The organism is Candidatus Aminicenantes bacterium (assembly GCA_026393855.1).
In the GTDB taxonomy this organism is placed as follows: domain Bacteria; phylum Acidobacteriota; class Aminicenantia; order Aminicenantales; family UBA4085; genus UBA4085.
Genome location: JAPKZJ010000007.1, coordinates 79,971 through 103,360, shown reverse-complemented (window position 1 = coordinate 103,360; position 23,390 = coordinate 79,971). Strand labels below are relative to the sequence as shown.

The window sequence follows — 23,390 nt, the reverse complement described above, 5'->3', positions numbered from 1 at the left end:
CATGAACCCCCCCGATTCCGTTAAAGCCGTCACCCACGAGGAGCGCGAATCCCGCGCTCTGGCCGAACGCTATCACGTTCCCTATATCGATCTGACCGCCTCGCCCCTGGACCGCGAGCTGATCCGGGGCTTCCCGCCGGACTTCCTCTACCGGGCCAACTTCATCCCCCTGGCCGCCGACGCGACGACGGTCCGCATCGCCATCGCCGACCCTTCGGATATCGCCGCCATCGACGCCATCGAGTCTTTCTTGGGCAAGAAGGTTGTGGTTGCGGCCGCCTCCCGGCGGGCCATCCAGGAAGCTCTGCGCAAGAGCGAGACCGTGCTCCAGGTCCTGCGCGACTCGACCGAGGGCTTCATCATGAAAGTCGTCGAGCGGGACGGTGGGGACGAAGAGGAGGCCATCTCGATCGAGAGCCTGTCCGGCCAGGACGGCTCGATCATGAAGCTGGTCAACACCATCATTTTCACCGCCGTCCAGAAGCGGGCCTCCGACATCCACATCGAATCGCGCGACGAGCGGGTCCTGGTCAAGTACCGGGTCGACGGCGTCCTCGGCGAGGTCATGGAGCCCATCGACAAGCGTTTTCAGGCGCCCATCATCTCCCGCATCAAGGTCATGTCCGACCTGGACATCTCCGAGCGGCGGGTGCCGCAGGACGGCCGCTTCCGCCTGCGGATCAAGGACAAGACGATCGACTTCCGGGTCTCGATCATGCCCTCGATCTACGGCGAGGATGCGGTCATCCGGATCCTGGACAAGGAGATGATCACCCAGGCCATCTCCGAGCTCAAGCTCGACCTGCTGGGGTTCTCGGAGGGAGTGCTGAAGCGGTTTCGCCGCTACATCACTCAGCCGTACGGCATGGTCCTGGTCACGGGGCCGACCGGCAGCGGCAAGACGACAACCTTGTACGCGGCGCTGACCGAGATCCGCTCGCCCGAGGACAAGATCGTGACCATCGAGGACCCGGTCGAGTACCAGATCGACGGCATCACCCAGGTCCCGGTCAACGAGAAGAAGGGCCTGACCTTTGCCCGCGGTCTGCGCTCGATCCTCCGCCACGACCCGGACAAGATCATGGTCGGCGAGATCCGCGACCCCGAGACGGCCCAGATCGCCATTCAGTCGGCCCTGACCGGCCACCTCGTCTTCACCACCGTCCATGCCAACAACGTCATCGACGTCATCGGCCGCTTCCTTCATATGCAGGTCGACACCTACAGCTTTATCTCGGCCCTCAACTGCATTCTGGCCCAGCGCCTGGTCCGGGTCCTCTGCCCGGCCTGCAAGACGGCCGTCCACTACACCGATGAACAGCTCCGGGAGTCCGGGCTCGATCCCGCGGCTTATCGCGCCCGGACGTTCTATGAGACCAAGGGCTGCCCGGAGTGCGCCCAGACCGGCTACCAAGGCCGGACCGCGATCGGTGAGGTCCTCGACCTGAGCGATCCGATCCGGGAGATGATCCTGGAACGCAAGCCCCTGTCCGAGGTGCGCAAGAGGGCCAAGGCCGAGGGCATGATCTCGCTGCGCGAAGTCGGGATGGAAAAAGTGCTGCAGGGCATCACCAGCCTGCGCGACCTCAACAAAGTCACGTTTGTGGATTAAGCCATGCTCACCTTCATCGACCGCCCGCTGGCTTGGCTGCGCCGCTACTTCCGGGAGCCGATTCTGCCCCGAGCCGGCTTGGCCGTGTCCCGCGGCCGCCTGCTGGGCGTTTCCCTGGCCGCCAAGGAAGCCCGGGTCGCGAGCCATGTCGCCTTGGCCCTGCCGGAGGGCGTTGTGGAGCCGTCCTTCGACCGGCCTAATATCCTCCGCCCCGGCGTCCTGGAGGACAAGGTCAAGGACGCGGCGCGCCGCCTCGGTCTGGGCAGCGCGGATATCCTTCTGCTCCCGCCGGAGACGTGCTTCAAGGCCTATGTCCTGGCCTTCGACGAGTTTCCGGCCGCGGAGGCCGAGCGGCTGGTTCTGCTGAATCACCGGCTGGATAAGCTCCTGCCCCTCCGCCCGGGGGATGCCCGCCTGGCTTATGACGTCCTCCCCGGCGAGGGCAAGGCCAAGGTCTTTCTGACTCTGGCCCGATCGGAGGTCATCGGGGAGTACGAGCGCGTCTTCGAGCGGGCCGGCTTGCGGCCGCGCTCCGTCAGCCTGCCCTCCCTCGGGCTCCTCGGCTGCACGCCCGGCGAACCCGGCCGGACGGCGCTAGTGGCGGACATCGAAGAAGAGTCGATCGGGCTGCTGGCCCTGGCCGGCGCCGAGATCGTCCTCTACCGGTTCAAGCCGTTTTTGGGCGAGCCCGGGGGGGCCGTGTCGGCCGAAACCAGGCTCGAACAAGCCGCGACCGAGATCGAGAACACCCTCCATTTCCTGGAGGACCGCGAAGGCCGCCGGGACGAGACCGTCCATGTCCGGTGCTTGATCAGCCCCACCTCAGGCGAAGCTTTGGAGTTTCTCCGCCGCCGCCTGTCCGCCCAAGTCGTGCCCGTGGCCTGCCCGTTGGCGCTGGCCGCGTCCGGCACCGACAAGATCGTTTTCGCGCCGTTACTGGGGCATCTGTCATGAATGGAACCATCAAGCTTGCCGTCAACCTGGCCACCCGGCCGAAACGAAATCGCCGTTTCTTTCGCGCCGCCGGCGCCGGGTTGCTCCTCCTGGCGCTGCTCACCGGCTGGCTGGGGCTCGGCTCGTTTATCCGGGCCCGGAGAATCCAGACCGAAGCCTCGGCCGAGACGAACCGCCTGGAGGTGAACCGGAGCCGGCAGGATCAGCTGCGGGCCGAGCGGGAGAACGAGTCCCGGCGGCTCAAGACCCTGCTCAAGGACAAGGTGGCCATCGCCAACCAGGCCCTGACCATGAAGGGCTTCAGCTGGGTCGAGTTCTTCAGCCTGCTCGAGCAGGCCTTGCCGGCCTCGAGCTACATTTCCTCCATGGCCCCGGTTTCCTCGGTCGACGGCAAGATCGAGGTCCGCTTCAAGGTCGTCTCGCCCAGCCTGGGCGACACGCTTCAGCTCGTCCAGAACCTGGCTTCCACTGTCGGCCGCGCGCCTCTCGTTCAAAGCGAGACGAAGGCCGGCGGCCAAACCATCTCGGAGATCACCCTGACCTATGAAAGAATTCGTTGACCGCCTGACGCCGCGGGAGCGGACGATCCTGTCCGCCCTGCTGGGGGCGACCATTCTGTTCGCGGCCGTCTTCGTCTATGTCTTCCTCCAGGAACGCCCTGCCGCCCGCCGCCTGACCGTGCGGCTGGAGGAGGTGCAGCGGACCACCCGGGCCTTGAGCCGGGAGTGGCGGACGGCCGAAGCCGAATGGACGCAGTGGCGCGGGGCCGCCCGCGACTTGGCCGAGCTCAAGGCGACCCGGTTCTACACCGGCGACAACGGCTACCGCGACTTCCGCCTCGACCTGCAGTCGCTGTTCGACGAGGCCGGCGTATCCGTCGGCGACCTGGCTTTCAGCTACGCCGAGTTCGCCAAAGACGGCCTCCGTCGGATGAACGCCTCCTTCCAGTTCGCCGGGACTTATGCGGCGTTCAAGAGCTTCCTCGATCGGGTCGAGAAGCGGCCGCGCCTGCTGTGCGTCGAGAAGGTCGATTTCCTGGATATCGGAAGCCGGCCGGGCTTCCTGGAGCTTCGCGTCACCATGGCGGGATACAATGAAAACTGACAGGCGTTTTTCTCCGGCCTTGGCGGCGATCCTGCTCCTGGCGTCCGCTCTGGCGGCTTCCGCCCCGGCCCAGGCCCCGGCTCCGACCGAGAAGCCGGCGGCCGTACCGCCCGCCCTCATCCGGATGGAATACCTCAAGCCGCGGACCCAGCCGGCGGCAGTCCCGAAGCGGGACATTTTTTCCCCCGGCAGATTCGAGGCCCCCGACCTCCCCGGCCGGATGGTGGGAGGGAAAGCGGTCCTCCCCGGGACGGCGACGACCGCCGAAGCGGCTGCGGCCGAGGCCCCGCCCATCCCCTCCGTCAACCTCCGGTTCATCGGCTTCATCTTCAATCCCTCCCGGAACCGGATCGTCGGCCTCATCCTCCTTGACGGCATCGCTGCGGCGGTGGCCGAGGGGGAGAGCCTGGCCAACGGGCTCAAGATCATTCGCCTCACCCGCCGCGAGCTCGAGACCCAGGGTCCCGACGGGAAAACCCTGACCTTCGCCCTGGAAGGAGTGGAAAAATGAAAAAATTCGCGCTCGTCCTGCTGGCGGCCCTGACCGCCGCGGCCTGCGTCTCGTTGAGCCCCAACTACAAGCTGGGGACGGAAGCGGAGCTCGGCAAGCGGTTCGACGAGGCCATCGCCTATTACGAGAAGGCGGCCTTGGAGCACCCCAAGGAGCCGGCCTACCGCATGGCCATGGAGCGGGCCCGGCTGTCGGCCAGCCTGTCCGTGCTGCAGGAGGCCCGCAAGCTTGTGGCCGCTGGGCGGCGCGAGGAGGCGGCGGCGGCGTATGCCAAGGCCCTCTCCTACAATCCCCGCGACACCCAGATCGCCCTGGAGGCCAGGCAGCAAACGATCGAGCCGGCCGCGGCGCCCGCTCCGTCGGCCAAGATCGAGTTCCCGATCAAGCTGCGGGCCAAGGACGAGGCGCTCCAGATCAAGGTCCCGCTCGAGTCCAGCCTGCGCTCGATCTTCCTGACCCTGGGCAAGGCGGCCGGGATCAACATCGTCTTCGACGCCAATTTCCGCGACGTCCCCTATACCGCCGACTTGAGCGGCCAGACGTTCGAGCAGGCCCTTAAAAGCCTCTGCCAGGCGACCAAGAACTTCAGCCGGATCGTCGACGAGCGGACCGTGCTGGTGATTCCGGACGAGCCCCTCAAGCGGGTCCAGTTCGAAGTCTCCTGCATCAAGACCTTCCAGCTCTCCAACATCGTGGCCCAGGACGTCTTCGCCGCCATGACCCAGATGCTGCGGAGCCAGTTCGCCGCGCCCAACGTCATCTCCGACAAAGCCCTCAACACCGTCACCGTGCGCGGCTCGGCCGAGATGGTCGAGCTGGCCGACAAGCTGATCCGGTCCTGGGACAAGCCCAAGGGCGAGGTCATCATCGACGTTGAGATCATGGAGGTGTCGCGGGTCAAGCTGCGCCAGCTGGGCGTGGACTTCGGCGACGCCATCGCCGGCCTGCGCTACGGCGGCTCCACCGCCAGCACCGGCACGGACACGACGAGCTGGTTCAACCTCAAGAGCCTGGCCCTGGGTCAGGCGGGCAGCTATTCCCTCTCGCTGCCCTCGGCCTACATCCAAATGCTGGAATCGGACTCCGACACCAAGATCATCGCCCAGCCCCGTTTGCGGGGCGTCTCGGATGAGAAGATCACCTACAAGGTCGGCCAAAAGGTGCCCATCCCTCAAACCACCTACACCCCGATCGCGGCCGGCGGCTACGCCTCCCAGCCGTTGACCAGCTTTCAGCAGCAGGACGTCGGGATCGAGATCAACTTCACCCCCCGCGTCCACCAGGAGAAGGACGTGACCCTGGACGCCGAGATCAAGGTGACTTCGCTCGGCGGCTCGGGCTACGCCGACATCCCGATCATCAACAACCGGGAGATCAAGAACGTCGTTCGGCTGAAGGACGGCGAGACGCAGCTCATCGCCGGCCTGATCCGGGACGAGGAGCGTAAAGTGATCAAGGGCATCCCGGGCCTCAAGGATATCCCCGGCCTGGGCCGGCTGTTCGGGTCGGAGTCGACCAACCTGGAGCAGACCGACGTCATCGTCACGATCACGCCTTACATCATCCGGACCATCCCGAGAAGCGCCGAGGATGCTAAGGCGATCTGGGTCGACGTCGATACGGCCTCGGCAGCGGCGCCGGCCGGCGTCTTTGACGGGAGCCTGTTCGACCGCGACCCGGACCCGAACGCCGCGCAGCAGGCCTTGCAGCGGCGCCGGGCGGCCGAAAACGCGCCCAACCTCATCTCGCTCAGCCCGGCCAATCTCGAGGGTGTCGTCGGGCGCGAATTCCGGATGGCGGTCAACATCCGGTCCGATCAGGACATCAGCGCCCTGTCGCTGACCGTGACCTTCGACCCGCGGATCGTCGGGCTCAAGGACGTGGCCGAGGGCAGCTTGAGCCGCCAGCTCGGCGCCGCGCCCGCCTTCCTCAAGAACATCGATCCCGGCGGCGTCTGCACGATCGGCTTTTCCAGCACCCAGCCCGGCAAAGGGGCCAAGGGCGGCGGAACGCTGGCCACCCTGCTGTTCGAAGCCAAGGGGTCCGGCCTGGCGACGATCGGTGTCGCCGGCGTCTCGGGCATGAGCGCCGCCGGCGGCCCCATCCAGTTCCAGACCGGCGACGCCAGGATCACGGTCCGCTAAGCGCGAGGCTTGGAACGCCGCTCTATCGGGTTTATTGCTTCCCGTTGCGCGACAGGATAAAATGGCGGGGGCAGAGTTTATTCCGGGTTCTCGCGCGGGGTGACTATGATCTTGATCCTGACTGGACCGGTCGGCTCCGGCAAGACATCCTTCCTGCGGCGGCTGCTCACCTACTTGGGCTCCGAGGGCGTAGCGGTGGCGGGATTTTTCGGCCAGCGCATCTTCCTAGACGATGAACTAGTCGGCTACGACCTCATCAATGCGGCCAATCTGCACCGGCATCCTTTCCTCCGCAAGGGGGAGGCGTCCGACGGCGAGGATGCGATCGGGCCCTTTCGAGTGGACCCGGCCGGCCAGGCCGCGGCCCTCGACATCTTGAGCGCCAGTGCGCCCGAGGCTTTGCTGATCGTGGACGAGCTCGGCCCTCTCGAGCTTGAAGGCAAGGGCCATTGGCCCGCTCTGGCGCCCCTCTTGGACGGAAAAGGCCGCCATTTCCTGTTCATCATCCGGGACGCCTGCCTGGAGGAGTTCGGGCGGATCCTCAACGGCCGACCGCATAAGACTTTCTCGGTCAAGGATCGGATCAACGTCTCGGAGGTTGTCCGCGAAATCCAGGCAAATGTCCATCCGAGCTAAATTCTTCGCCACGTTCCGGGAGCTGTTCGAGGCCCGGGAGCGTGAGCTTCCGGCGGCCGAAGCCCCGACGATCGGCGCCTTGATCGAACGGCTGTGCGACTCGCCGGCCCGCCGGGCCGCGCTGTTCGACGGCGCGGCCCTCAAGCCCCACCTGATCATCATGATCAACGGCGCCCCGGTACCTCCCTCGGGCTTCGCCGAAGCGCCGCTTTGCGACGGGGACGTCGTCTCCATCTTTCCGCTGCTCGGCGGGGGGTAAGCCCCGCTCCGGACTTGTGTCCCATCGGGACTTCCTGTATCCTAAGCCTTACTTTTTGAAGGGATTATCCATGTCTTCCTCCCATTTTGGATTCTTCGGCCGGATCGCCGAGATCGATCTGACCACGGGTGATGTCCGCGTCCGGCCGCTGGCCGCGGAGACGGTCGCCGATTATCTCGGCGGCCGGGGCTTGGCCACCCGCCTGCTCTATGACGCCATCGACCCCCAGTGCGATCCGCTGGGGCCCGACAACGCCTTCGTCATCGCCGCCTCGCCGCTTATCGGCACCAACGCCCCCACGGCCGCCCGCGGCCACATGGTCTTCAAGTCGCCCCTGACCGGGGTCATCGGCACGGCCAATTCGGGCGGCGGCTGGGGCCATACGTTCAAGGCGGCCGGCTACGACGCCCTGGTCGTCAAGGGCCGGGCGTCCTCGCCCGTCTGGGTCGACATCACGCCGCAGGGGATCAAGATCGAGCCCGCCCATCACCTCTGGGGCCGCGACATCCACGCCGTGAACGACGCGCTCACGGCGGGATTCGAGGCCGGCGACCGGCCGCGCGTGTTGGGCATCGGCCCGGCGGGCGAGAACCTGGTCCGCTACGCCGTGGTCGGCAACGACAAGAACCGCGTCTACGGGCGCTGCGGCGCCGGTGCCGTCTGGGGCAGCAAGAACCTCAAGGCCATCCGCGTCCGGGGCCGGGAAAAGGCCCCGATGCACGACAAGGAACAATTCCAATCCGGCTACGACCAAGCTTTCTATCTCCTGCGCCAGGCGCCCGTGACCAAGCGTCTGATGCGCGAGCTGGGCACGGCCGGGCTGGTCGAGCTGATCAACGTCATCGACATGCTGCCGCACCGCAACTTCCAGGACTGCACCCACGACGAGGCCGACCTCGACCGCGTCTCGGGCGAGACGATCGCCAAAACCATCCTGGAGCGGGCGGCGGGCTGCTTCCTTTGCCCCATCGGCTGCCAGCGGCACACCCGGATCGACGCGCCCGACGGCACCTCCCAGAAAGGCGAAGGCCCGGAATACGAGACCGTCGTCCTGATGGGGCCGGATTGCGACGTTTACGATTTGGCCGCCATCACCACGGCCAACTACCGCTGCAACGAGCTGGGGCTGGACACGATCAGCTTCGGCGGCACGGTCGCCTGCGCCATGGAGCTCGCGGAGAAGGGGCTTCTCCCGGGCGGGCTGGATGGGGCGGCGGACATCCGTTTCGGCAACGCCGCGGTCATGGAGAAGCTGGCCATCGCCACGGCCCACCGCCGCGGCATCGGCGACCTCCTGGCCGAAGGATCCTGGCGGTTGGGCGAGACATGCGGGCGCCCCGATCTGTCCATGACCGTCAAGAAGCTGGAGATTCCGGCCTACGACCCGCGGGCCTCGTTGACCCAGGCCCTCGGCTACATGACCTCGCCCTCGGGGGCCTGCCATTTGCGCGGGGGATATGCCGTTTCGCTGGCCTTTTTCGGCGGCACCAAGGAGATCCCGCGCTTCAGCCTGCTGCAATCGCCCATCGCCATCCGCAACATGCAGAACCACGGCATCCTCCAGGACAGCCTGGGCATCTGCCGTTTCACCGGCTACGCCTTCGGCAGCGATCCCTGGGCCCGGATGCTGAGCGGAACGACGGGGATGGACTTCTCCGTGGCCAAGCTGGAGCGGATCGAGAACCGGGTGGCCGCCCTGGAGCGGATGTTCAACGTCGAGGCCGGTGCGACTGCGGCCGACGACGCCCTGCCCCCGCGCTTCGCCGAGTCGTCGATCCCGGTGGCGGGTGAGCCGCGGGCCGTGACCGAGGAAGCGCAGGAACGTATGCGGCGCGACTACTACGCCGTCCGGGGCTGGGACTTCGACGGGCGGCCCACGCAGGCCTTACGGGACGAGCTGGATATCGCCCCCCGGGCCGGGAGGACAGCATGACCCGCCGTGCCTGGAAGACGAGCGATGCGACTCTGGAGATGTTCCGGTCGCTGGGCCGGGCCTGCCTCTTGTACGACATCCAGGACAGCCACAGCGGCAACATGGCCGTCAAGATCAAGGACGAGAACGGCCGCGATCAGATCCTGATCACCGCCACCGGATCCCAAAAAGGCGACCTCGACGCCAGCCAGATTTGCTATCTGTCGGCGACCGAGACCGACTACGGATACTACAAGGCCTCCTCCGAAACCGACATTCATCAGAAGATCCTGAGCATCCCCGGCGTCGGCGCTTCGATGCACGCCCACACCAAGGAGATCACGATCGCCACCATGGACGACGCGCCCAAGCCCGCCCAGCCGCCCGATTTCGTCCCCATCGACCCGCTGGGCTGGAAGTTCCTGGGCGACCACGTCCACGTCGATTGGTTCGCCGTGCCCAGCGGCTCGCCCGAAATGGCCGCCCGCATCCCCGAACGGCTGCACGACCATCCGGCCACGACGATCCAAGGCCACGGCACCTTCGTCCGGGCCCGAACCCTGACTGAGGCCTTCTTCCTGCTCTGCGTCGCCAATAATGCCGGCCAGGTCGTCCGGGGCGCCCGCAAGCTCGGGGTGGACGTCGAGGCCCTGCGGGCCCGCATCAAGGCCGAACCCGCTGCCTTCTTCGCCATCCCGCCCGACGACTACGACCTGGACGACGCGGAAGGCTGCGATTTTCCAGAAGAGAGCGAAATCCGGGTCGAGTTCCGCAAGGCTGGGGCCCGCATCTACGAGTCGCGGCTGTCGCCTTTCCACACCGGCACGATGTCGGTGCGGGGGGTGGGGGATATGCTCTACGCGCCCATGGCCTCCATGCCGCGTGAAGTGGGCGGGCCGTTGCGCAAGCTCCCGCTACGGGCCGACGCGGGGGACTCGGCCATTCTTCGCCTGCACAAGACGATCTACGCCGAGACGGACTTCCAGACCGTCATGCATTGCTGGCTGCCGGAAGCCGAGGCCCACTCCTACTTCAAGTATCCCGGCGACACCGAAGTTTCCGATCGCATCGTCCCCGTGGACGCGGAGGGGAGCTTTCTCTACCTGGTCATCCCGGTTCTCCCGGCCGACGTCGACGAGGAGACGCTCATCCGCAAGCTCTTCGATTACAAGGTTGCGGTCGTGCGCGGCGGCGGGGTCTGGGCGGTCGGCCAGCAGTCGTTGAGCGAAGTCCTCCACCATCCTTCGTCCGTGCGCGAGATCTGCCTCTACCGGATCGGCGCTTACGAACGGGGGCTCGACCTGCGGGCGATGGAGCCGAAGAAGGCCAAGAAGTGGTGAGGGGGAGGGGCCTTACTCCCACTTCAGCCGATAGGCGACGATCTCTTTGAAGCCGTCTTCTTTTTCCTGCAGACAATAGAATTTATCGGCCTTCATGCGAGCCCATAGGGATCCTTCCCAAATGACCGCGTTCAGGCTTTTCCGCGCCACGAAGACGCCGTCCTCATCGAAGATGTCATAGAGAAATTCCCCAGGCTTGTCGCCGGGTTCGAAGGTGGCCACCAGAAGCCGCCCGTTCTTGTCGGCGGTCAGGGATTGGAACGGGGCGTGGTTTTTCGGGAAATTGAGTCTGTCTTTGAACCTCGGCCCAAATAACTTGATGGTTTTCTCCCGGTACGCCTCACTGACCGGGACCGGTTGATAGTCCTTCCGGATGATTCGGACGAGCGAGCCATTCCGGTCGTAAACTCGGATTTCGTAGCCGCGGCTTTCGTTGGCGACGAAGGTCCGCTCCCGCGACGCCGCGGCCCAGAACGACGGCTCGATGGGATTGATTTCGTCCGGCTTGATGGCGATCCTATACGAATCAAGAGCCTCCTGCGCCCGGTTATCGGCGCCCAGCCTCATAATGGTGGAAGATAAGATCACTTTTTCGCCCTCGGGATTCATCGACGTGCTTTTAAGCAGAAGATCGCCGCCCGGGCCGCACTGGACCGGGCCGGGATCGACGAGCGCTTCAGCCGCGAGAAAATTCCCGTCCTTGTCGAACCGGCTGAGGCTCCCGTTGTCATGAATGAGGACCCGGTCCAAGTCGTCCAGGGCCAGAAAACGAGGGAATTGAAGCTCCCCCGGCCCCTGCCCCTTGCGGCCGAATGATTTGAGGAAGCGGCCTTGGTCGTCGAAGAGAAAAAAGAAAGGGCCCTCACCCTTCTCCGTCCGCAGGACGAAGATTCGGCCTTGGGAATCGACGTCGAAGCCGAAGATGTCGGGGAGGCCTGCATCCCTTATTTCGGCGCTCTCTGTATCGATGGAGAATAGGCGCTCCAGAGTCATCCCTCGGACCCTGCCGGCCGGGTAAGGCGACAAGTGGTTGAGGACGACTTCGACGCCGTTTTCCGTCGTTCTTTGGACGAGGCTCTTGGGGCCGGCGCAGTTCGCCAGGAGGAGGAGAAGAAGAATCGGGAGAAAAAATGAGCGCTTGTTCATACGGTCCCCCTTCTTCATTATTCTAGGCCCGAGGGCCGGCCGGAACAAGCAAGAAAATTCAGGTTCTTCTCCCATCTCCGGGAAACGCGGTCCGGGTGTTGGCCCGGCGGCTTCGGGCTCTACTCGCCTTTTCCCACCACTCTCCTCGGCGCCTCGGAACTGCGCATTCAAGATCATCCGGTCTTGAAGACCACCCACTCCGATTCGATTCCGTTAGAATGTCGCGTGCTCAAACAGCCCTCGGCGGCCGCTGGCTTCCCTCGGAGAGTTGTGGAAAAAGGCGCCGCCCTCGCGATTTCGCCGTCGGCCAACACCCCGAACCGCGCTCGTTTCCTGGAGATGGGAGATGAACGAAATTTAGCGCTTGATTCGCATCGAGACTAGTCGTGATCGAACGCGGCTGCCATCAGGGCGAAGACCGCGGCGAAGAACAATCCCCCGAACAGCGCGACCATCGGCCATTGGCTTTTCTGGGCGAAATAGCCGGGGCTGTTGATGATCGAATAGAGGGCCATGCCGCCGGCGACAAGGAAGAGAGATCGGCCCCAAGAGAGCTTTTTGAGAATCGCCAGGCCGCTCAGGACGAGAGCCAGCGCCGTCAGGATTTCGGCCGCAAGATGGAACCCGATCGATAAAGGCGCCGTGGCCAGCTCGGGAATCCCGTTCGTGGCCAGGTTGGCGGCCCATTGCCCGATCATCAGCATCCCCACGACGAGGGCGAATATCCCGGCGAATTTCATGGCCTTCTCCTGATGACCGTTCGCCGCCTATTATATCCGAGTCGGGCGGCCGGAGGCGTGTTTGACCCCTCCCCGCCGCTATGATACAAATTTCTTTTCGAGTCTCCGCAGGAGGAACCGCATGGGTAAAAAATCCCTTCTCGTCCTGGCCATTCTGGCCCTGATCGTCATCCCCGTCTGCAAAAAGGCTGCAACCATGAAATACCCCGTAACCGTCAAGGCGGAGCAGGTCGACGACTATTTCGGCACCCAGGTGGCCGACCCCTACCGCTGGCTGGAGGACGACAAGTCGACCGAGACGGCGGCCTGGGTCAAGGCCCAAAACGACGTCACCTTCGGCTACCTGGCCAAGATCCCCTTCCGCGAGGCGCTGAAGAAGCGGTTGACCGATATCTTCAACTATCCCCGCTACTCTTCGCCCTTCCGCGTGGGCGAATACTATTTCTTCGGCAAGAACGACGGCTTGCAGAACCAGTCCGTCGTCTACGTGCAAAAAGGCCTGGACGGCGCCCCCGAGGTCTTCATCGACCCCAACGCGCTCTCGCCCGACGGAACGATCCGGGTGGGCCTGATTGGGCCCTCCGGCGACAAGAAGTACATGGCCATCTCCCGCGGCGAGGCCGGCTCGGATTGGTCCGAGATCCGGGTCATGGACATCGCCGGCAAGAAAGAGCTGGCCGACCAGATCAAGTGGGTCAAGTTCTCCGGCGCGGCCTGGTGGAAGGACGGCTTCTTCTACAGCGGCTATGAAAAACCCGAGGCGGGCAAGGAGCTGACGGCCAAGAACGAGTTCCAGAAGATCTTCTATCACAAGCTCGGTGACCCGCAGGCCAATGACGCGCTTGTCTACGAGGATAAAGAGCACCCCCTGCGCTACTTCGGCGTCGGCGTCAGTGAGGACGAGAAATATGCTTTTCTAACCGTCAGCGAGGGCACATCCGGGACTGAGCTCTACTGGCGCGACCTGGCCAAGCGGGGCTCCTCGTTCGAGCTGTTGATGAAGGGCTTCGACCACGACAGCGGCGTCATCGACAATGTCGGCGACAAGTTCCTGGTCCAGACCAATCTCGAGGCGCCCAACGGCAAGGTCATTCTGATCGACCCCCGCAAGCCCGATAAAAAGAACTGGGCGGTTGTCATTCCCGAAAAGCCCGAAGTTCTGGCCGGCGCCGGGACGGCCGGAGGCCAGCTCTTCTGCAACTACCTCAAGGACGCCAACACGAAAATATATCAACACGGCCTGGACGGCAAGATGGTCCGGGAAATCGTGCTGCCGGCCCTCGGCACGGCCGGCGGGTTCGGCGGCTGGCGCGATGACAAGACGATCTTCTACACGTTCACTTCGTTCACCTATCCGCCCACGATCTTCAAGTACGATATCGCCGGCGGCACGTCCGAGGTCTTCCGCAAGCCTGAGGTCAGGTTCGATCCCCAGGGCTACGAGACCAAGCAGATCTTTTACGTCAGCAAGGACGGGACCAAGGTGCCGATGTTCATCGTCCATAAGAAGGGCCTGGCCCTGGACGGGACGAATCCCTGCTTCCTGACGGCTTACGGCGGCTTCAACATCAGCAGCCAGCCGTATTTCAGCCCCCTGCTCATCGCCCTTTTGGAGCAGGGGGTCGTCTTTGCCGAGCCCAACCTGCGCGGCGGCGGCGAGTACGGCGAGACCTGGCACAAGGCCGGGATGCTGGGCAAGAAGCAGAATGTCTTCGACGACTTCATCGCCGCGGCCGAGTACCTGATTGCCGAGAAGTACACGGCCAAGAACAAGCTGGGGATCGAGGGCGGGTCCAACGGCGGCCTGCTGGTGGGCGCGGTCATGACCCAGCGGCCCGACCTGTTCAAGGTGGCCCTGCCTGCGGTCGGGGTCATGGATATGCTCCGTTTCCATAAGTTCACCGTCGGCTGGGGCTGGGTGGTCGAATACGGCTCGAGCGACAACGAGGCCGACTTCAAGTGGCTTTACGCCTATTCCCCCCTCCACAACATCAAGGCCGGCACCGCCTATCCGGCCACTCTGGTGACGACGGCCGACCACGACGACCGGGTGGTGCCCGCCCACTCCTTCAAGTTCATCGCCACCCTGCAGGAGAGGCACAAGGGGCCGAACCCCGTTCTCATTCGAATCGAGACGCGCTCGGGCCACGGTTCGAGCAACGTGACCAAGGCCATCGAGTCGACGGCCGACGAGTACGCCTTCTTCCTATTTAATGTGGGGGCCCAGCCGAAGTACAACTGAAAAGAATAGGGGGACTGCTAAAGCCCGTCCCCCTATTTGTTTCAGCGATGGAAGCTCTGGCCGATGAATTTAAGGCCGTCGACGATTCCCGTCCGCCAATAGGACCAGGTGTGGGCGCCGTCGCGGACCCGGAACTCGTGCGGGATCTTGCGCTCCGACAGCGTCATGTGCAACAGGCAATTGCCCTTGATTAGGAAATCGTCGTCGCCGCAGTCGATGTAATAGCGCACTTTCTTGAGCTCGGCTTCGGGCTTGGCCTGGGCCAGGTTGATGGGGTTGTACGCCCTGAAGTGATCCGTGGCCTTGCCGTCCGTTCGAGGGCCGAACAATGAGGCGAACATCCGGTCGTAGTTCGGCGCCTCCATCACCGCCGCGTCTTCCTCGGCCCAGACGGCGGCGCTGAACGCGGCACAGGCGGCGAACAGGTCGGGGTGGCGCATGGACAAGGTCAGCGAACCCCAGCCGCCCATGGACAGGCCCGATATGCCGCGGAACTCGCGGGCCGCGCGGGTGCGATAGGTCTTGTCGATGAGGGGGATGAATTCGTTGACGAACATGTCCTCCCAGCGGACCTTGCCCTGATAGTCGTTCATGTACCAGGCCACTCCGCCGTCGGGCATGACGATGATCATCGGCGGGATCTCGCGCTCGGCGATGGCCCTATCGGCGGCCTGGTTGATCTCGCCGAACTGGATCCAGCCGGACTCGTCATCCGAATAGCCGTGCAGAAGATAGACGACGGGATAGCGCCGGGTCGAGGCCGCATAGTCCGGCGGCAGGTAGACAGCGAATTTCACCTCGCGGCCGAGGGTGGGACTCTGGAGCTTCAGCCCCTCCAGGACCTGGCCCTGGGCGACGACTTGGCCGGCGGCCGCGGGGACAGTCAAGCCGGCTGCGACGACAAGACCAATCATGAGGATGATGGGGATTCTTTTCATTGGCTTCGCCTCCTGCTCCTTAGGGTATTGTGCCTCCCCGACGAAATCAATAAGATGATTCCTCCGACAAGGAAGGTGCTCATGAAATCCTCCCGAATCGCCGTCCTCTTCATCGTCTCCTCCCTCCTCGCGGCCGGTCTTCTCTCCTGCCGCGGCTCGAACGCGGGCTCCGGCGCTGCCGCCATCTCCGAAAAGAACGAGGTCTTCAAGACCTACCCCTACGGCGACCCCGACCCCGTGCCCATCTTCGCCCGCTCGACTATGTGGGGCGGCGGCGCCCGCCTCTACCCGTATTATTTCTTCAACAAGTTCAGCGGCGCCGGCATTGACCAGGAGTGGCCCGTCGTCCGCCTGGAGAACCCCTACATCTCGGTCGCCGTCCTGCCCAAGGTCGGCGGCAAGGTCTGGGGAGCGACCGACAAGGCGACCGGCCGGGATTTCCTCTACACCAACCACGTCATGAAGTTCCGCGAGATCGCCCTGCGCGGCCCCTGGACGTCGGGCGGCATCGAGTTCAACTTCGGCATCGTCGGCCACGCGCCCACCACGGCTTCGCCCGTGGACTACTTCCTGCGCCGTGACCCCGACGGCAGCGTCAGCTGTGTCGTCGGGGCCATGGACCTGCCCTCGCGAACGCGCTGGAGCGTCAGTATCCGCCTGCCCAAGGACAAGGCCTACTTCGAGACCAACGGCGCCTGGTACAACCCCACTCCCTTCAGCCAGTCCTACTATTACTGGTCCTGCGGGGCCATCAAGACGGCCGATGACCTACGCTACATCTTCCCCGGCCGCTGGCAGATCGGCCACGACTACAGCGTCCCGCTCGAGCCCTGGCCGGTCGATTCGCTGGGGCGCGATCTGTCCTGGTACCGCAACAACGCCTTCCCCGGCTCCAAGAGCTACTTCACCCTCGGCGAGCGTGAGGACTTCTACGGCGCCTGGTACGAGAAGAGCGACGCCGGGTTCGGCCACTGGGCTCTCTACGACGACATGCCCGGCCGCAAGGTTTGGATCTGGGACCTGTCGCGGGCCGGCGAGATCTGGGTTGACTTGTTGACCGACACGGACGGCCAATACACCGAGCCCCAAGCCGGGCGCCTGCTGAACCAGTCGGACCATGAGTTCCTGACCTCCGGCGCCGCCGACCGCTGGCGCGAACTCTGGTTTCCCTATAACGGCATCGGCCCCATGACCTCGTCCTCGCCCGCCGGCGTCCTCAACGTCGCCGCGGCCGAAAAGACGCTGGCCGTCGGGATTTATCCGCTCAAGGCCGTCGACGACGACCTGGTCGTCACCTCGGGCGGCAAGGAAATCCACCGCGAGCGGATCAAGGCCGATCCGGCCAAGCCGATCAAGAAAGACCTCCCCCTGGCGGTCTCCGGCCAGCCCTTCACCGTAAGTCTCGGCGAAACTCTCGTTTACCGCTCCGACCCGGCGGCCGACGACCTCGAGCGGCCGCTCCGGTTCAAGCCGGTGGACGAATCGACCGCCGAGGGCCTCTACTTGAGCGGGACCCGCAACGAAAAGGCCCGCTACTTCGGCGAGGCCTTGGGCAAATACGCCGCCTGCTTGGCCAAGGCGCCCTCCCACATGGGCGCTTTGACCCGCAGCGCCGAGCTCTATTTTCGCCGCGGCGAATATGCCAAAGCCCTGACCTTCGCCGCCAAGGCCCTCGATTACGACATGTACGATCCGGCCGCGAACTATGTCTACGGCGTCGTGGCCCGCCGCATCGGCAAGCTCACCGACGCCAAGGAGACGCTTGGCTGGGCGGCCCGTTCGGCCGCTTACCGCTCCGCCGCTTACATGCGGCTGGCGGAGATCGCGTTGGGCGAGGGCAACACGGACCTGGCTGCCGATTATGCCCAGCGTTCGATCGACGTCAACAAGTACAACAGCGGCGGATACGAGATCCTGGCGGCCTCTCACCGCAAGGCCGGCCGGCCGGAAGCCGCCCGAGCCGCCCTGACCCAGCTCCTCGACCTCGATCCCCTCGATCATCTGGGCCGCTTCGAGCTCTACTTGTTGGATAAAAGCCCCAAGAATTTGGAGGCCTTCCAGTCCATGATCCGCAACGAGATGCCGCACGAGAGCTATCTCGAGATGGCTCTGGCTTACACGCGCTGGAACCTCAACGCGGACGCGGTCGAGCTCCTGACCCACGCGCCCGCCCACCCGACCGTCTATGCCATGCTCGCGTTCTTAAAATATAAGGACGCGCCCGCGGACAGCAAGGCCTGGCTGGACAAGGCCATGAGCCTTTCGCCGAGCTTGGTCTTCCCGTTCCGCGAGGAGGAGATTCCCCTGTACGAATGGGTCATCAGCCGGCGGCCGGGCGACTGGAAGCCACGCTATTACCTGGGGCTCATCCTCTGGTCCAAGGGCCGGGTCGACGAGGCCCGGGCCCTATTCGCCCAGTGCGATGCGGCGGATTTCGCGCCCTTCTTCCTGTCCCGGGCCATGCTGCTGCGGACCGTCAATCCGGCCGCGGCCCTGGCCGACTACGAGAAGGCCGTTCAAATCGACGAGAAGACCTGGCGCAACTGGCACGCTTTGATCGAGTTCCGGTCCCAGAGCCAGCAGCCCAAGGAAGCCCTCGTCGCCGCCCGCCAGGCGGCCGGAATCTTCCCGACCGAGGTCCCGATCCAGGTCGACCTGGTCCGGTCCCTCATGGCTGTCGACAAGCACAGCGAGGCGGCCGCCGTCCTTGACACTCTTGAAGCCCTGCCGTTCGAGGGCGCTGGCGAAATCCACGCCCTATTCGCCCGGACCCATCTCCAGCTCGGCTTGAACGCCATCGGCAGGAAGGATTGGGCCGGGGCCGTCAAGTCGCTCGAGCATTCCAAGGAGTTTCCGGAAAAGCTCGGCACCGGCAAGCCCTTCGATCCGGACTATCGGATTCAGGACTATCTCCTGGGGCTCATCCAAGCCCGGCTTGGCGACAAGGCCAAGTCGGCGGCGGCTTTTCAGGCCGTCGTGGATTACACGACCAAATATCCCGAAGCGCGGGGGGCCGGGGCCTGGTTCGGCGGCCAGGCCTTGAAGCGGGCCGGGCAAGCAGCCCAGAGCGCGGCGGTTCTGAAAACGGCAGCCACGCCGGCCAAAGACCTTCAGGACGCGCTGAAGGCCCTGGGCAACTGAAAGGACACGGACCATGCACCTCCAGCTCCTCGATTGGCTGATCGTCGCCGGCATCCTGATCGTCTGCTTCGGCCCGGCCCTATTTTTCAGCAAGCGGTCCGGCAAGAGCACCTCCGAGTTCTTCGCCTCCGGCCGGGCCGTGCCGTGGTGGCTGGCGGGCTTGTCGATGGTGGCCACGACATTCTCCAGCGACACCCCCAACCTCGTCACCGATATCGTCCGCCGCAACGGTGTGGCCGGCAACTGGGTTTGGTGGGCCTTTACCCTGACCGGGGTGGCCACGGTCTTCTTCTACGCCCGGCTGTGGCGGCGGTCCGGGGTCATGACCGACCTCGAGTTCTACGAGATGCGCTACTCGGGCAAGGCCGCCGGTGTGGTGCGCGGCTTCCGCTCGGTCTACCTGGGCTTCTTCTTCAACTGCATCATCATGGCCACGGTCAACCTGGCCGCCTGCAAGATCGCGGCCGTCTTATTCAATCTGCCGCGCTGGCAGACGCTGCTCTTCATCTTCGTCCTCAACGTGGCCTTTGCCGCGGTCTCGGGATTGTGGGGCGTGTTGGTCATCGACATGATCCAGTTCTTCATCAAGATGACCGCCGTCATCGCCGCCGCCTATTTCGCCGTTCGGGAGGTCGGGGGGCTGGGGGTGATGGTGGCCAAGCTGTCCGCGAAAGCGGGGCCGAACGGGTTGAACTATCTCAGCATCCTGCCGGATTTCAGGAACAACTGGGATATGGCCCTGGCCATTTTCATCATGCCCATCGCCGTGCAGTGGTGGGCGGTCTGGTACCCCGGCGCCGAGCCCGGCGGCGGTTCCTACATCGCCCAGCGCATGCTGGCCTCCAAGTCGGAGAAAGACTCGCTGGGCGCGGTCCTCTTCTTCAACATCGCCCATTATGTTCTGCGGCCCTGGCCCTGGATCCTGGTCGGGCTGTGCTCGCTGATCATCTTCCCCCAGCTCGCGGATATCCAAAAAGCCTATCCGGGGCTCGACCCGCGGCTCATCGGCCACGACATCGCCTACCCGGCCATGCTCAAGTTCCTGCCGGTCGGGTTCATCGGGCTGATGGTCGGCGGCCTGATCGCGGCCAATTCCTCGACCATCCTAACCCACCTCAACTGGGGCGCCTCGTACCTGGTGCACGACTTCTACCGCCGCTTCATCAAGCGGGATGGCACGGAAAAGCACTATGTCAAGGTCGGCCGCTACGCCACGGTCCTGCTGTTCGTGGTGGCCTCGGGCATGGTCTTTCTCATGGAGTCGGCCAAGGATTCGTTCGATATCATTCTCCAAGTCGGGGCGGGGACGGGCCTGCTCTACCTGATCCGCTGGTTCTGGTGGCGGGTGAACGCCTGGTGCGAAGTCAACGCCATGGTCAGCTCGTTCCTGATATCGATCGCCTTCCTAGCCCTGAGACGACCACATTTCATCCTGCGGCAAGGACTCGTTCTCCCGACCCACATCGCTCTGCTGATCACCATCGCCGTGACCACGGCGACTTGGGTCTTGACCGCGTTCCTGGCCAAGCCCACCGACCCCAAGACGCTGTTGTCCTTCTACCGCAAAGTGCGGCCGTTCGGGCCGGGCTGGAAGGCGGTTCGGGCGGAGGCCGGGATTTCCGAGGAAGAGGCCCACGGCTCGCACGAGAACATTCCGCTGGCCCTGGTCGGCTGGGCTTCGGGCGTCGCGACGATCTGGTCGGCCCTTTTCACCGTGGGCAACGTCCTCTACGGGCGCTGGTCCTGGGCCGCGGGATTGTTCGGGGTCTTCCTGATCAGCGCTTTCATCCTGATTAGGGTCATCAACAAGCTCTGGGAGAATAAAAAAGTTGTCCCCGAGACGGCTTAAAGCCTATTTGCCCTTCATTGCCTCGCGCATCTTGGCCTCGGACTCCGGGCTCCAGTAGCCGCAGTCCAGCTCCATGAACACGGTGGTGTAGGGGATCTTCAGGTTCGTCTTGATCATCAGGATCCGGAAGGTCTTGGCGACTTGGTCCAGGCGGGCGATGAGCTCCTCATGCAGGAGAGGCTTGACCTCGAAGCCAGTCAGCGCCTCGTGGAGTCGTTTCCGCGCCGCATCTGCGCCCGGGGCCAGCGCCTCGGGGACGAAATCCAGCTCCTTGTCCAGCCAGATCTTGGGCCGGACATGGCCGGCGGCGGCGACGGCCTTGAGCACCTCGTCCAGGACGACGAAATGATCCTCGCCCGAAACGACGACGTCCATCCCTGGGCTGATCTGAAGCGGGAAGGCCGCGTCGGCGACGACGATCCAGTTGCGGTGGCCGAGGAGCGGCAGATCCTCGAACAGGATGTCCCGCCAGATCGGTCCGGCGGTTTCTTGTTCGACGGCTTCAGCCTGCGGCTCCGGCGCCGCTTTTTGGGGCGCCCGGCACGAGGCCAGGGTGAGCAGGGCGACGGTTGCGATCAGGATGGGCAGAGTGTGGCGCATATCGGACTCCTCTCGATGATAGGGGCTGCCTGATTTATAGCCTTGAGCATCGGGGCTTGTCAATTCGTGCTAAAATGCGATTCAAGAGAGGGAGACAACGCATGAAGCTCGAACGATTCTACAAGAAAGCCGTCGAGGTCGGCATCGCCAACGATCCGCGGAGCGCGGACGAGATCAAGCGTCTTTTAAGCAATGAGGCCGAATCCTTCAAGGACATCAAGGAAGACGATCGCAAGGCCTACGACAAGGACCGCCTGTTCAATCCCTTCGCCGACACGCGGGTGCTTCACGGCGACCTGGGGGCGGAAGTGACCCGGATCATGGTCGGCATCGACATCGACACGTCCGAGCTCCTGCTGGCCCACACCCTGAACCGCGACCACAAGGCCGGCATCGACCTGGTTCTCGGCCATCATCCCATGGGCGAGGCCCTGGTCCGGATGTTCGACGTCATGCGCCTGCAATCCAGCCTGCTGGCTTTTCACGGCGTCGCCGTCAGCGTCGCCGAACAGCTCATGGACCAGCGGATGGGCGAGGTCGAGCGGCGGCTGCTGCCGATCAACGCCACCCGCGAGATCGATGCGGCCCGCCTGCTGGGCCTGCCGCTGATGTGCATCCACACCGCGGCCGACAACTGCGTCAACCATTTTCTGACCGGCCTGTTCGAGCGGGAGAAGCCGGCCCGGCTGAAGGACCTGCTCAAGCTGTTGCGGGCCGTCCCGGAATACGACAAGGCCGTGGGCCTGCAGATGGCGCCCAAGATCGTCAGCGGCTCCGAGGGAGCCTCCTGCGGCCGCATCCTGCTCGAGATGACGGGCGGGACGTCGGGGTCCAAGGATATCTACGACAAGCTCGCGGCGGCCGGCGTCAGCACGCTCGTCGGCATGCACATCAGCGAGGAGCATCTGACCAACGCCAAGAAGGCCAACCTGAATGTGGTCATCGCCGGCCATATCGCCAGCGACGTGCTGGGGCTCAATCTTCTTTTCGACGAGATCGAGAAGGAGGCGCCGCTGGAGTTCGTCGGCGTCAGCGGCTTCGAGCGGATCCGGCGCTAAAGAGCCCGTTTGGCATCATTAGAAAACGCTCGGTTGTTGGAGCTCACTCGATTTTGACGATGCGTCTAGCGGCTATCCTTTAGGATACAGTCCGTTTTCCCCCAACAGCTTCAGGGCTTTTTCGTAGGTCCCCATCTTGACCGTCTTGGGGATCGAGTGATCGCTCATGAAGATGTAGGGGATTCGCTTCTTACGGATGACTTCGAGCTTGGGCAGAATCTCGGCTTCTAGGATGGCCGAATCGTTTGACTCGAAAGCCCGGATGTCCATATTGCCGGCGAAGGCCATCTCGCCGCCCAGCGCCCGGACCGTCTCCGAGAACTCGGCCACATGCTGGCCGCCCTTGGCTTCCAGGGGGTGCAAGACATCAACGCCGGCTTTCATCAGGTCGGGCAGGAAGGGCCGGATGAAACCGCAGGCGTGCAGGATGAACGGCAGCCCGTGGTCGTGGCAGAAGCCGGCGATCTTCTTGTGGCTGGGGAAAATGAACTCGCGGTACATGGCAGGGGAGAAGAACGGCGCCCGGGTGTAGCCCATGTCGTCATAGGTCCAGATCCCGTCGGGCTTGCCGACTTCGCGGATGAGATAGTCGAGATGAAGAATGGTGTTGTCGGTGACGACTGAGCAGAAATCATGAATCCAAGCGGGATCAAGGACCATGGACTCAAGGAAGACGACGTCGCCCATGGCCCGGCGCATGATCTCGACGACCAGCATCTGCTGATAAACGCAGAAGCGGTCCGAAGCCATCCCGGCCTTGTAGGCCGCGACCAGGCCGTCCCAATCGGGGAAACGGCTCTTGCCCAGCCCCAGGAGAAGGTCGCGAAACTCGGCCTTCCAAACGGCTGCGCTCGTCATCTCGAATCCGAGGTGCTCGGGGACGCCCGGCTTGGACTTCCACTCGCGATGGAGGGCGCCCCAGCCGTTGCGTTTGACGAAAGTCTCGGCGTCCTCGTCCACGATGACATCATCGATGGGGCGGCCGGTCGTGCGGAACATCGAACCCTTGATCTCGCGGACGTCGTGGCCGAAATGATCGACTAAATCGGCTCCCGGAGGCAAACCCTGCTTCTCCCATTCGGCCTGGGTGTCCTGCCAGAACCACTCGAATAGACCCACCCGCTCCGGGCAGCGCTTGTGCCGGCAGATTTCAGTCAGGATCTCGCGGCGGGTCATCTCCCGGATTGTATAGGCAGGACGCCTC

Annotated in this window: 19 protein-coding genes; 14 read left to right on the top strand and 5 right to left on the bottom strand. The window is 64.2% G+C overall.

Annotation, left to right across the window (positions count from 1 at the left end; genetic code table 11):
- The first annotated feature begins 1 nt into the window (after window position 1).
- From NTZ26_00695 to NTZ26_00650, 10 genes are all read left to right on the top strand, one after another.
- Complete coding sequence (locus NTZ26_00695; GenBank protein MCX6559005.1) at window positions 2–1,612, top strand: GspE/PulE family protein; 1,611 nt, start codon at window positions 2–4, stop codon at window positions 1,610–1,612.
- 3 nt (window positions 1,613–1,615) lie between these two features.
- Window positions 1,616–2,566, top strand: coding sequence for a hypothetical protein (locus NTZ26_00690; protein ID MCX6559004.1), 951 nt, complete (start codon window positions 1,616–1,618; stop codon window positions 2,564–2,566).
- Window positions 2,563–3,126 (top strand): hypothetical protein, encoded by a 564-nt coding sequence (locus NTZ26_00685; protein MCX6559003.1) that lies wholly within the window; start codon window positions 2,563–2,565, stop codon window positions 3,124–3,126. The genes NTZ26_00690 and NTZ26_00685 overlap by 4 nt, the downstream gene beginning before the upstream one ends.
- Window positions 3,110–3,670 carry a hypothetical protein gene (locus tag NTZ26_00680; protein MCX6559002.1) on the top strand — a complete coding sequence of 187 codons (561 nt, stop codon included), beginning with the start codon at window positions 3,110–3,112 and terminating at the stop codon, window positions 3,668–3,670. Before NTZ26_00685 ends, NTZ26_00680 begins: the two co-directional genes overlap by 17 nt.
- The gene (locus NTZ26_00675) at window positions 3,660–4,181 is read left to right on the top strand and encodes a hypothetical protein (protein MCX6559001.1); all 522 of its coding nucleotides are present in this window, start codon (window positions 3,660–3,662) and stop codon (window positions 4,179–4,181) included. Before NTZ26_00680 ends, NTZ26_00675 begins: the two co-directional genes overlap by 11 nt.
- A complete protein-coding gene (locus NTZ26_00670) occupies window positions 4,178–6,325 on the top strand; it encodes a cohesin domain-containing protein (protein ID MCX6559000.1) in 2,148 nt (715 codons plus the stop codon). Before NTZ26_00675 ends, NTZ26_00670 begins: the two co-directional genes overlap by 4 nt.
- A 105-nt stretch (window positions 6,326–6,430) precedes the next feature.
- Window positions 6,431–6,961: a hypothetical protein gene (locus tag NTZ26_00665; GenBank protein MCX6558999.1), complete on the top strand. Its 531-nt coding sequence runs from the start codon at window positions 6,431–6,433 to the stop codon at window positions 6,959–6,961.
- The gene (locus NTZ26_00660) at window positions 6,945–7,220 is read left to right on the top strand and encodes a MoaD/ThiS family protein (protein MCX6558998.1); all 276 of its coding nucleotides are present in this window, start codon (window positions 6,945–6,947) and stop codon (window positions 7,218–7,220) included. Before NTZ26_00665 ends, NTZ26_00660 begins: the two co-directional genes overlap by 17 nt.
- Before the next feature lie 70 nt (window positions 7,221–7,290).
- Window positions 7,291–9,153 carry an aldehyde ferredoxin oxidoreductase family protein gene (locus NTZ26_00655; GenBank protein MCX6558997.1) on the top strand — a complete coding sequence of 621 codons (1,863 nt, stop codon included), beginning with the start codon at window positions 7,291–7,293 and terminating at the stop codon, window positions 9,151–9,153.
- A complete protein-coding gene (locus NTZ26_00650; protein MCX6558996.1) occupies window positions 9,150–10,472 on the top strand; it encodes a class II aldolase/adducin family protein in 1,323 nt (440 codons plus the stop codon). The genes NTZ26_00655 and NTZ26_00650 overlap by 4 nt, the downstream gene beginning before the upstream one ends.
- A gap of 12 nt (window positions 10,473–10,484) precedes the next feature.
- On the opposite strand, the gene NTZ26_00645 is transcribed toward NTZ26_00650, so the two are convergent.
- Window positions 10,485–11,618 carry a hypothetical protein gene (locus NTZ26_00645; protein ID MCX6558995.1) on the bottom strand — a complete coding sequence of 378 codons (1,134 nt, stop codon included), beginning with the start codon at window positions 11,616–11,618 and terminating at the stop codon, window positions 10,485–10,487.
- A 380-nt stretch (window positions 11,619–11,998) separates the two neighbouring features.
- The gene (locus NTZ26_00640; GenBank protein MCX6558994.1) at window positions 11,999–12,358 is read right to left on the bottom strand and encodes a hypothetical protein; all 360 of its coding nucleotides are present in this window, start codon (window positions 12,356–12,358) and stop codon (window positions 11,999–12,001) included.
- A 121-nt stretch (window positions 12,359–12,479) separates the two neighbouring features.
- Between NTZ26_00640 and NTZ26_00635 the strand changes: the two genes are divergently transcribed.
- Window positions 12,480–14,600 (top strand): prolyl oligopeptidase family serine peptidase, encoded by a 2,121-nt coding sequence (locus NTZ26_00635; GenBank protein ID MCX6558993.1) that lies wholly within the window; start codon window positions 12,480–12,482, stop codon window positions 14,598–14,600.
- Window positions 14,601–14,641: 41 nt separating this feature from the next.
- Here the strand turns inward: NTZ26_00635 and NTZ26_00630 are convergent, their stop codons facing one another.
- On the bottom strand, window positions 14,642–15,538 hold the full coding sequence (locus tag NTZ26_00630; protein MCX6558992.1) for an alpha/beta hydrolase-fold protein: 897 nt from the start codon (window positions 15,536–15,538) through the stop codon (window positions 14,642–14,644).
- A gap of 81 nt (window positions 15,539–15,619) precedes the next feature.
- Here NTZ26_00630 and NTZ26_00625 point away from each other — a divergent pair, with 81 nt between their 5' ends.
- Both NTZ26_00625 and NTZ26_00620 read left to right on the top strand, forming a co-directional pair.
- Window positions 15,620–18,679: a DUF5107 domain-containing protein gene (locus NTZ26_00625; protein MCX6558991.1), complete on the top strand. Its 3,060-nt coding sequence runs from the start codon at window positions 15,620–15,622 to the stop codon at window positions 18,677–18,679.
- Window positions 18,680–18,692: 13 nt separating this feature from the next.
- Window positions 18,693–20,528 (top strand): Na+:solute symporter, encoded by a 1,836-nt coding sequence (locus tag NTZ26_00620; protein MCX6558990.1) that lies wholly within the window; start codon window positions 18,693–18,695, stop codon window positions 20,526–20,528.
- A gap of 3 nt (window positions 20,529–20,531) precedes the next feature.
- On the opposite strand, the gene NTZ26_00615 is transcribed toward NTZ26_00620, so the two are convergent.
- On the bottom strand, window positions 20,532–21,128 hold the full coding sequence (locus NTZ26_00615; GenBank protein MCX6558989.1) for a hypothetical protein: 597 nt from the start codon (window positions 21,126–21,128) through the stop codon (window positions 20,532–20,534).
- 101 nt (window positions 21,129–21,229) lie between these two features.
- Between NTZ26_00615 and NTZ26_00610 the strand changes: the two genes are divergently transcribed.
- A complete protein-coding gene (locus NTZ26_00610; protein ID MCX6558988.1) occupies window positions 21,230–22,186 on the top strand; it encodes an NGG1p interacting factor NIF3 in 957 nt (318 codons plus the stop codon).
- 72 nt (window positions 22,187–22,258) lie between these two features.
- Here the strand turns inward: NTZ26_00610 and NTZ26_00605 are convergent, their stop codons facing one another.
- A complete protein-coding gene (locus NTZ26_00605) occupies window positions 22,259–23,362 on the bottom strand; it encodes a hypothetical protein (protein MCX6558987.1) in 1,104 nt (367 codons plus the stop codon).
- Between the last annotated feature and the right edge of the window lie 28 nt (window positions 23,363–23,390).

Coding starts and splice junctions, on each gene's coding strand:
- NTZ26_00640 (MCX6558994.1), bottom strand. CDS start 12,358: ATGAAATTCGCCGGGATATTCGCCCTCGTCGTGGGGATGCTGATGATC.
- NTZ26_00660 (MCX6558998.1), top strand. CDS start 6,945: ATGTCCATCCGAGCTAAATTCTTCGCCACGTTCCGGGAGCTGTTCGAG.
- NTZ26_00645 (MCX6558995.1), bottom strand. CDS start 11,618: ATGAACAAGCGCTCATTTTTTCTCCCGATTCTTCTTCTCCTCCTCCTG.
- NTZ26_00655 (MCX6558997.1), top strand. CDS start 7,291: ATGTCTTCCTCCCATTTTGGATTCTTCGGCCGGATCGCCGAGATCGAT.
- NTZ26_00675 (MCX6559001.1), top strand. CDS start 3,660: ATGAAAACTGACAGGCGTTTTTCTCCGGCCTTGGCGGCGATCCTGCTC.
- NTZ26_00615 (MCX6558989.1), bottom strand. CDS start 21,128: ATGCGCCACACTCTGCCCATCCTGATCGCAACCGTCGCCCTGCTCACC.
- NTZ26_00620 (MCX6558990.1), top strand. CDS start 18,693: ATGCACCTCCAGCTCCTCGATTGGCTGATCGTCGCCGGCATCCTGATC.
- NTZ26_00695 (MCX6559005.1), top strand. CDS start 2: ATGAACCCCCCCGATTCCGTTAAAGCCGTCACCCACGAGGAGCGCGAA.
- NTZ26_00685 (MCX6559003.1), top strand. CDS start 2,563: ATGAATGGAACCATCAAGCTTGCCGTCAACCTGGCCACCCGGCCGAAA.
- NTZ26_00635 (MCX6558993.1), top strand. CDS start 12,480: ATGGGTAAAAAATCCCTTCTCGTCCTGGCCATTCTGGCCCTGATCGTC.
- NTZ26_00625 (MCX6558991.1), top strand. CDS start 15,620: ATGAAATCCTCCCGAATCGCCGTCCTCTTCATCGTCTCCTCCCTCCTC.
- NTZ26_00680 (MCX6559002.1), top strand. CDS start 3,110: ATGAAAGAATTCGTTGACCGCCTGACGCCGCGGGAGCGGACGATCCTG.
- NTZ26_00610 (MCX6558988.1), top strand. CDS start 21,230: ATGAAGCTCGAACGATTCTACAAGAAAGCCGTCGAGGTCGGCATCGCC.
- NTZ26_00670 (MCX6559000.1), top strand. CDS start 4,178: ATGAAAAAATTCGCGCTCGTCCTGCTGGCGGCCCTGACCGCCGCGGCC.
- NTZ26_00605 (MCX6558987.1), bottom strand. CDS start 23,362: ATGACCCGCCGCGAGATCCTGACTGAAATCTGCCGGCACAAGCGCTGC.
- NTZ26_00665 (MCX6558999.1), top strand. CDS start 6,431: ATGATCTTGATCCTGACTGGACCGGTCGGCTCCGGCAAGACATCCTTC.
- NTZ26_00690 (MCX6559004.1), top strand. CDS start 1,616: ATGCTCACCTTCATCGACCGCCCGCTGGCTTGGCTGCGCCGCTACTTC.
- NTZ26_00650 (MCX6558996.1), top strand. CDS start 9,150: ATGACCCGCCGTGCCTGGAAGACGAGCGATGCGACTCTGGAGATGTTC.
- NTZ26_00630 (MCX6558992.1), bottom strand. CDS start 15,538: ATGAAAAGAATCCCCATCATCCTCATGATTGGTCTTGTCGTCGCAGCC.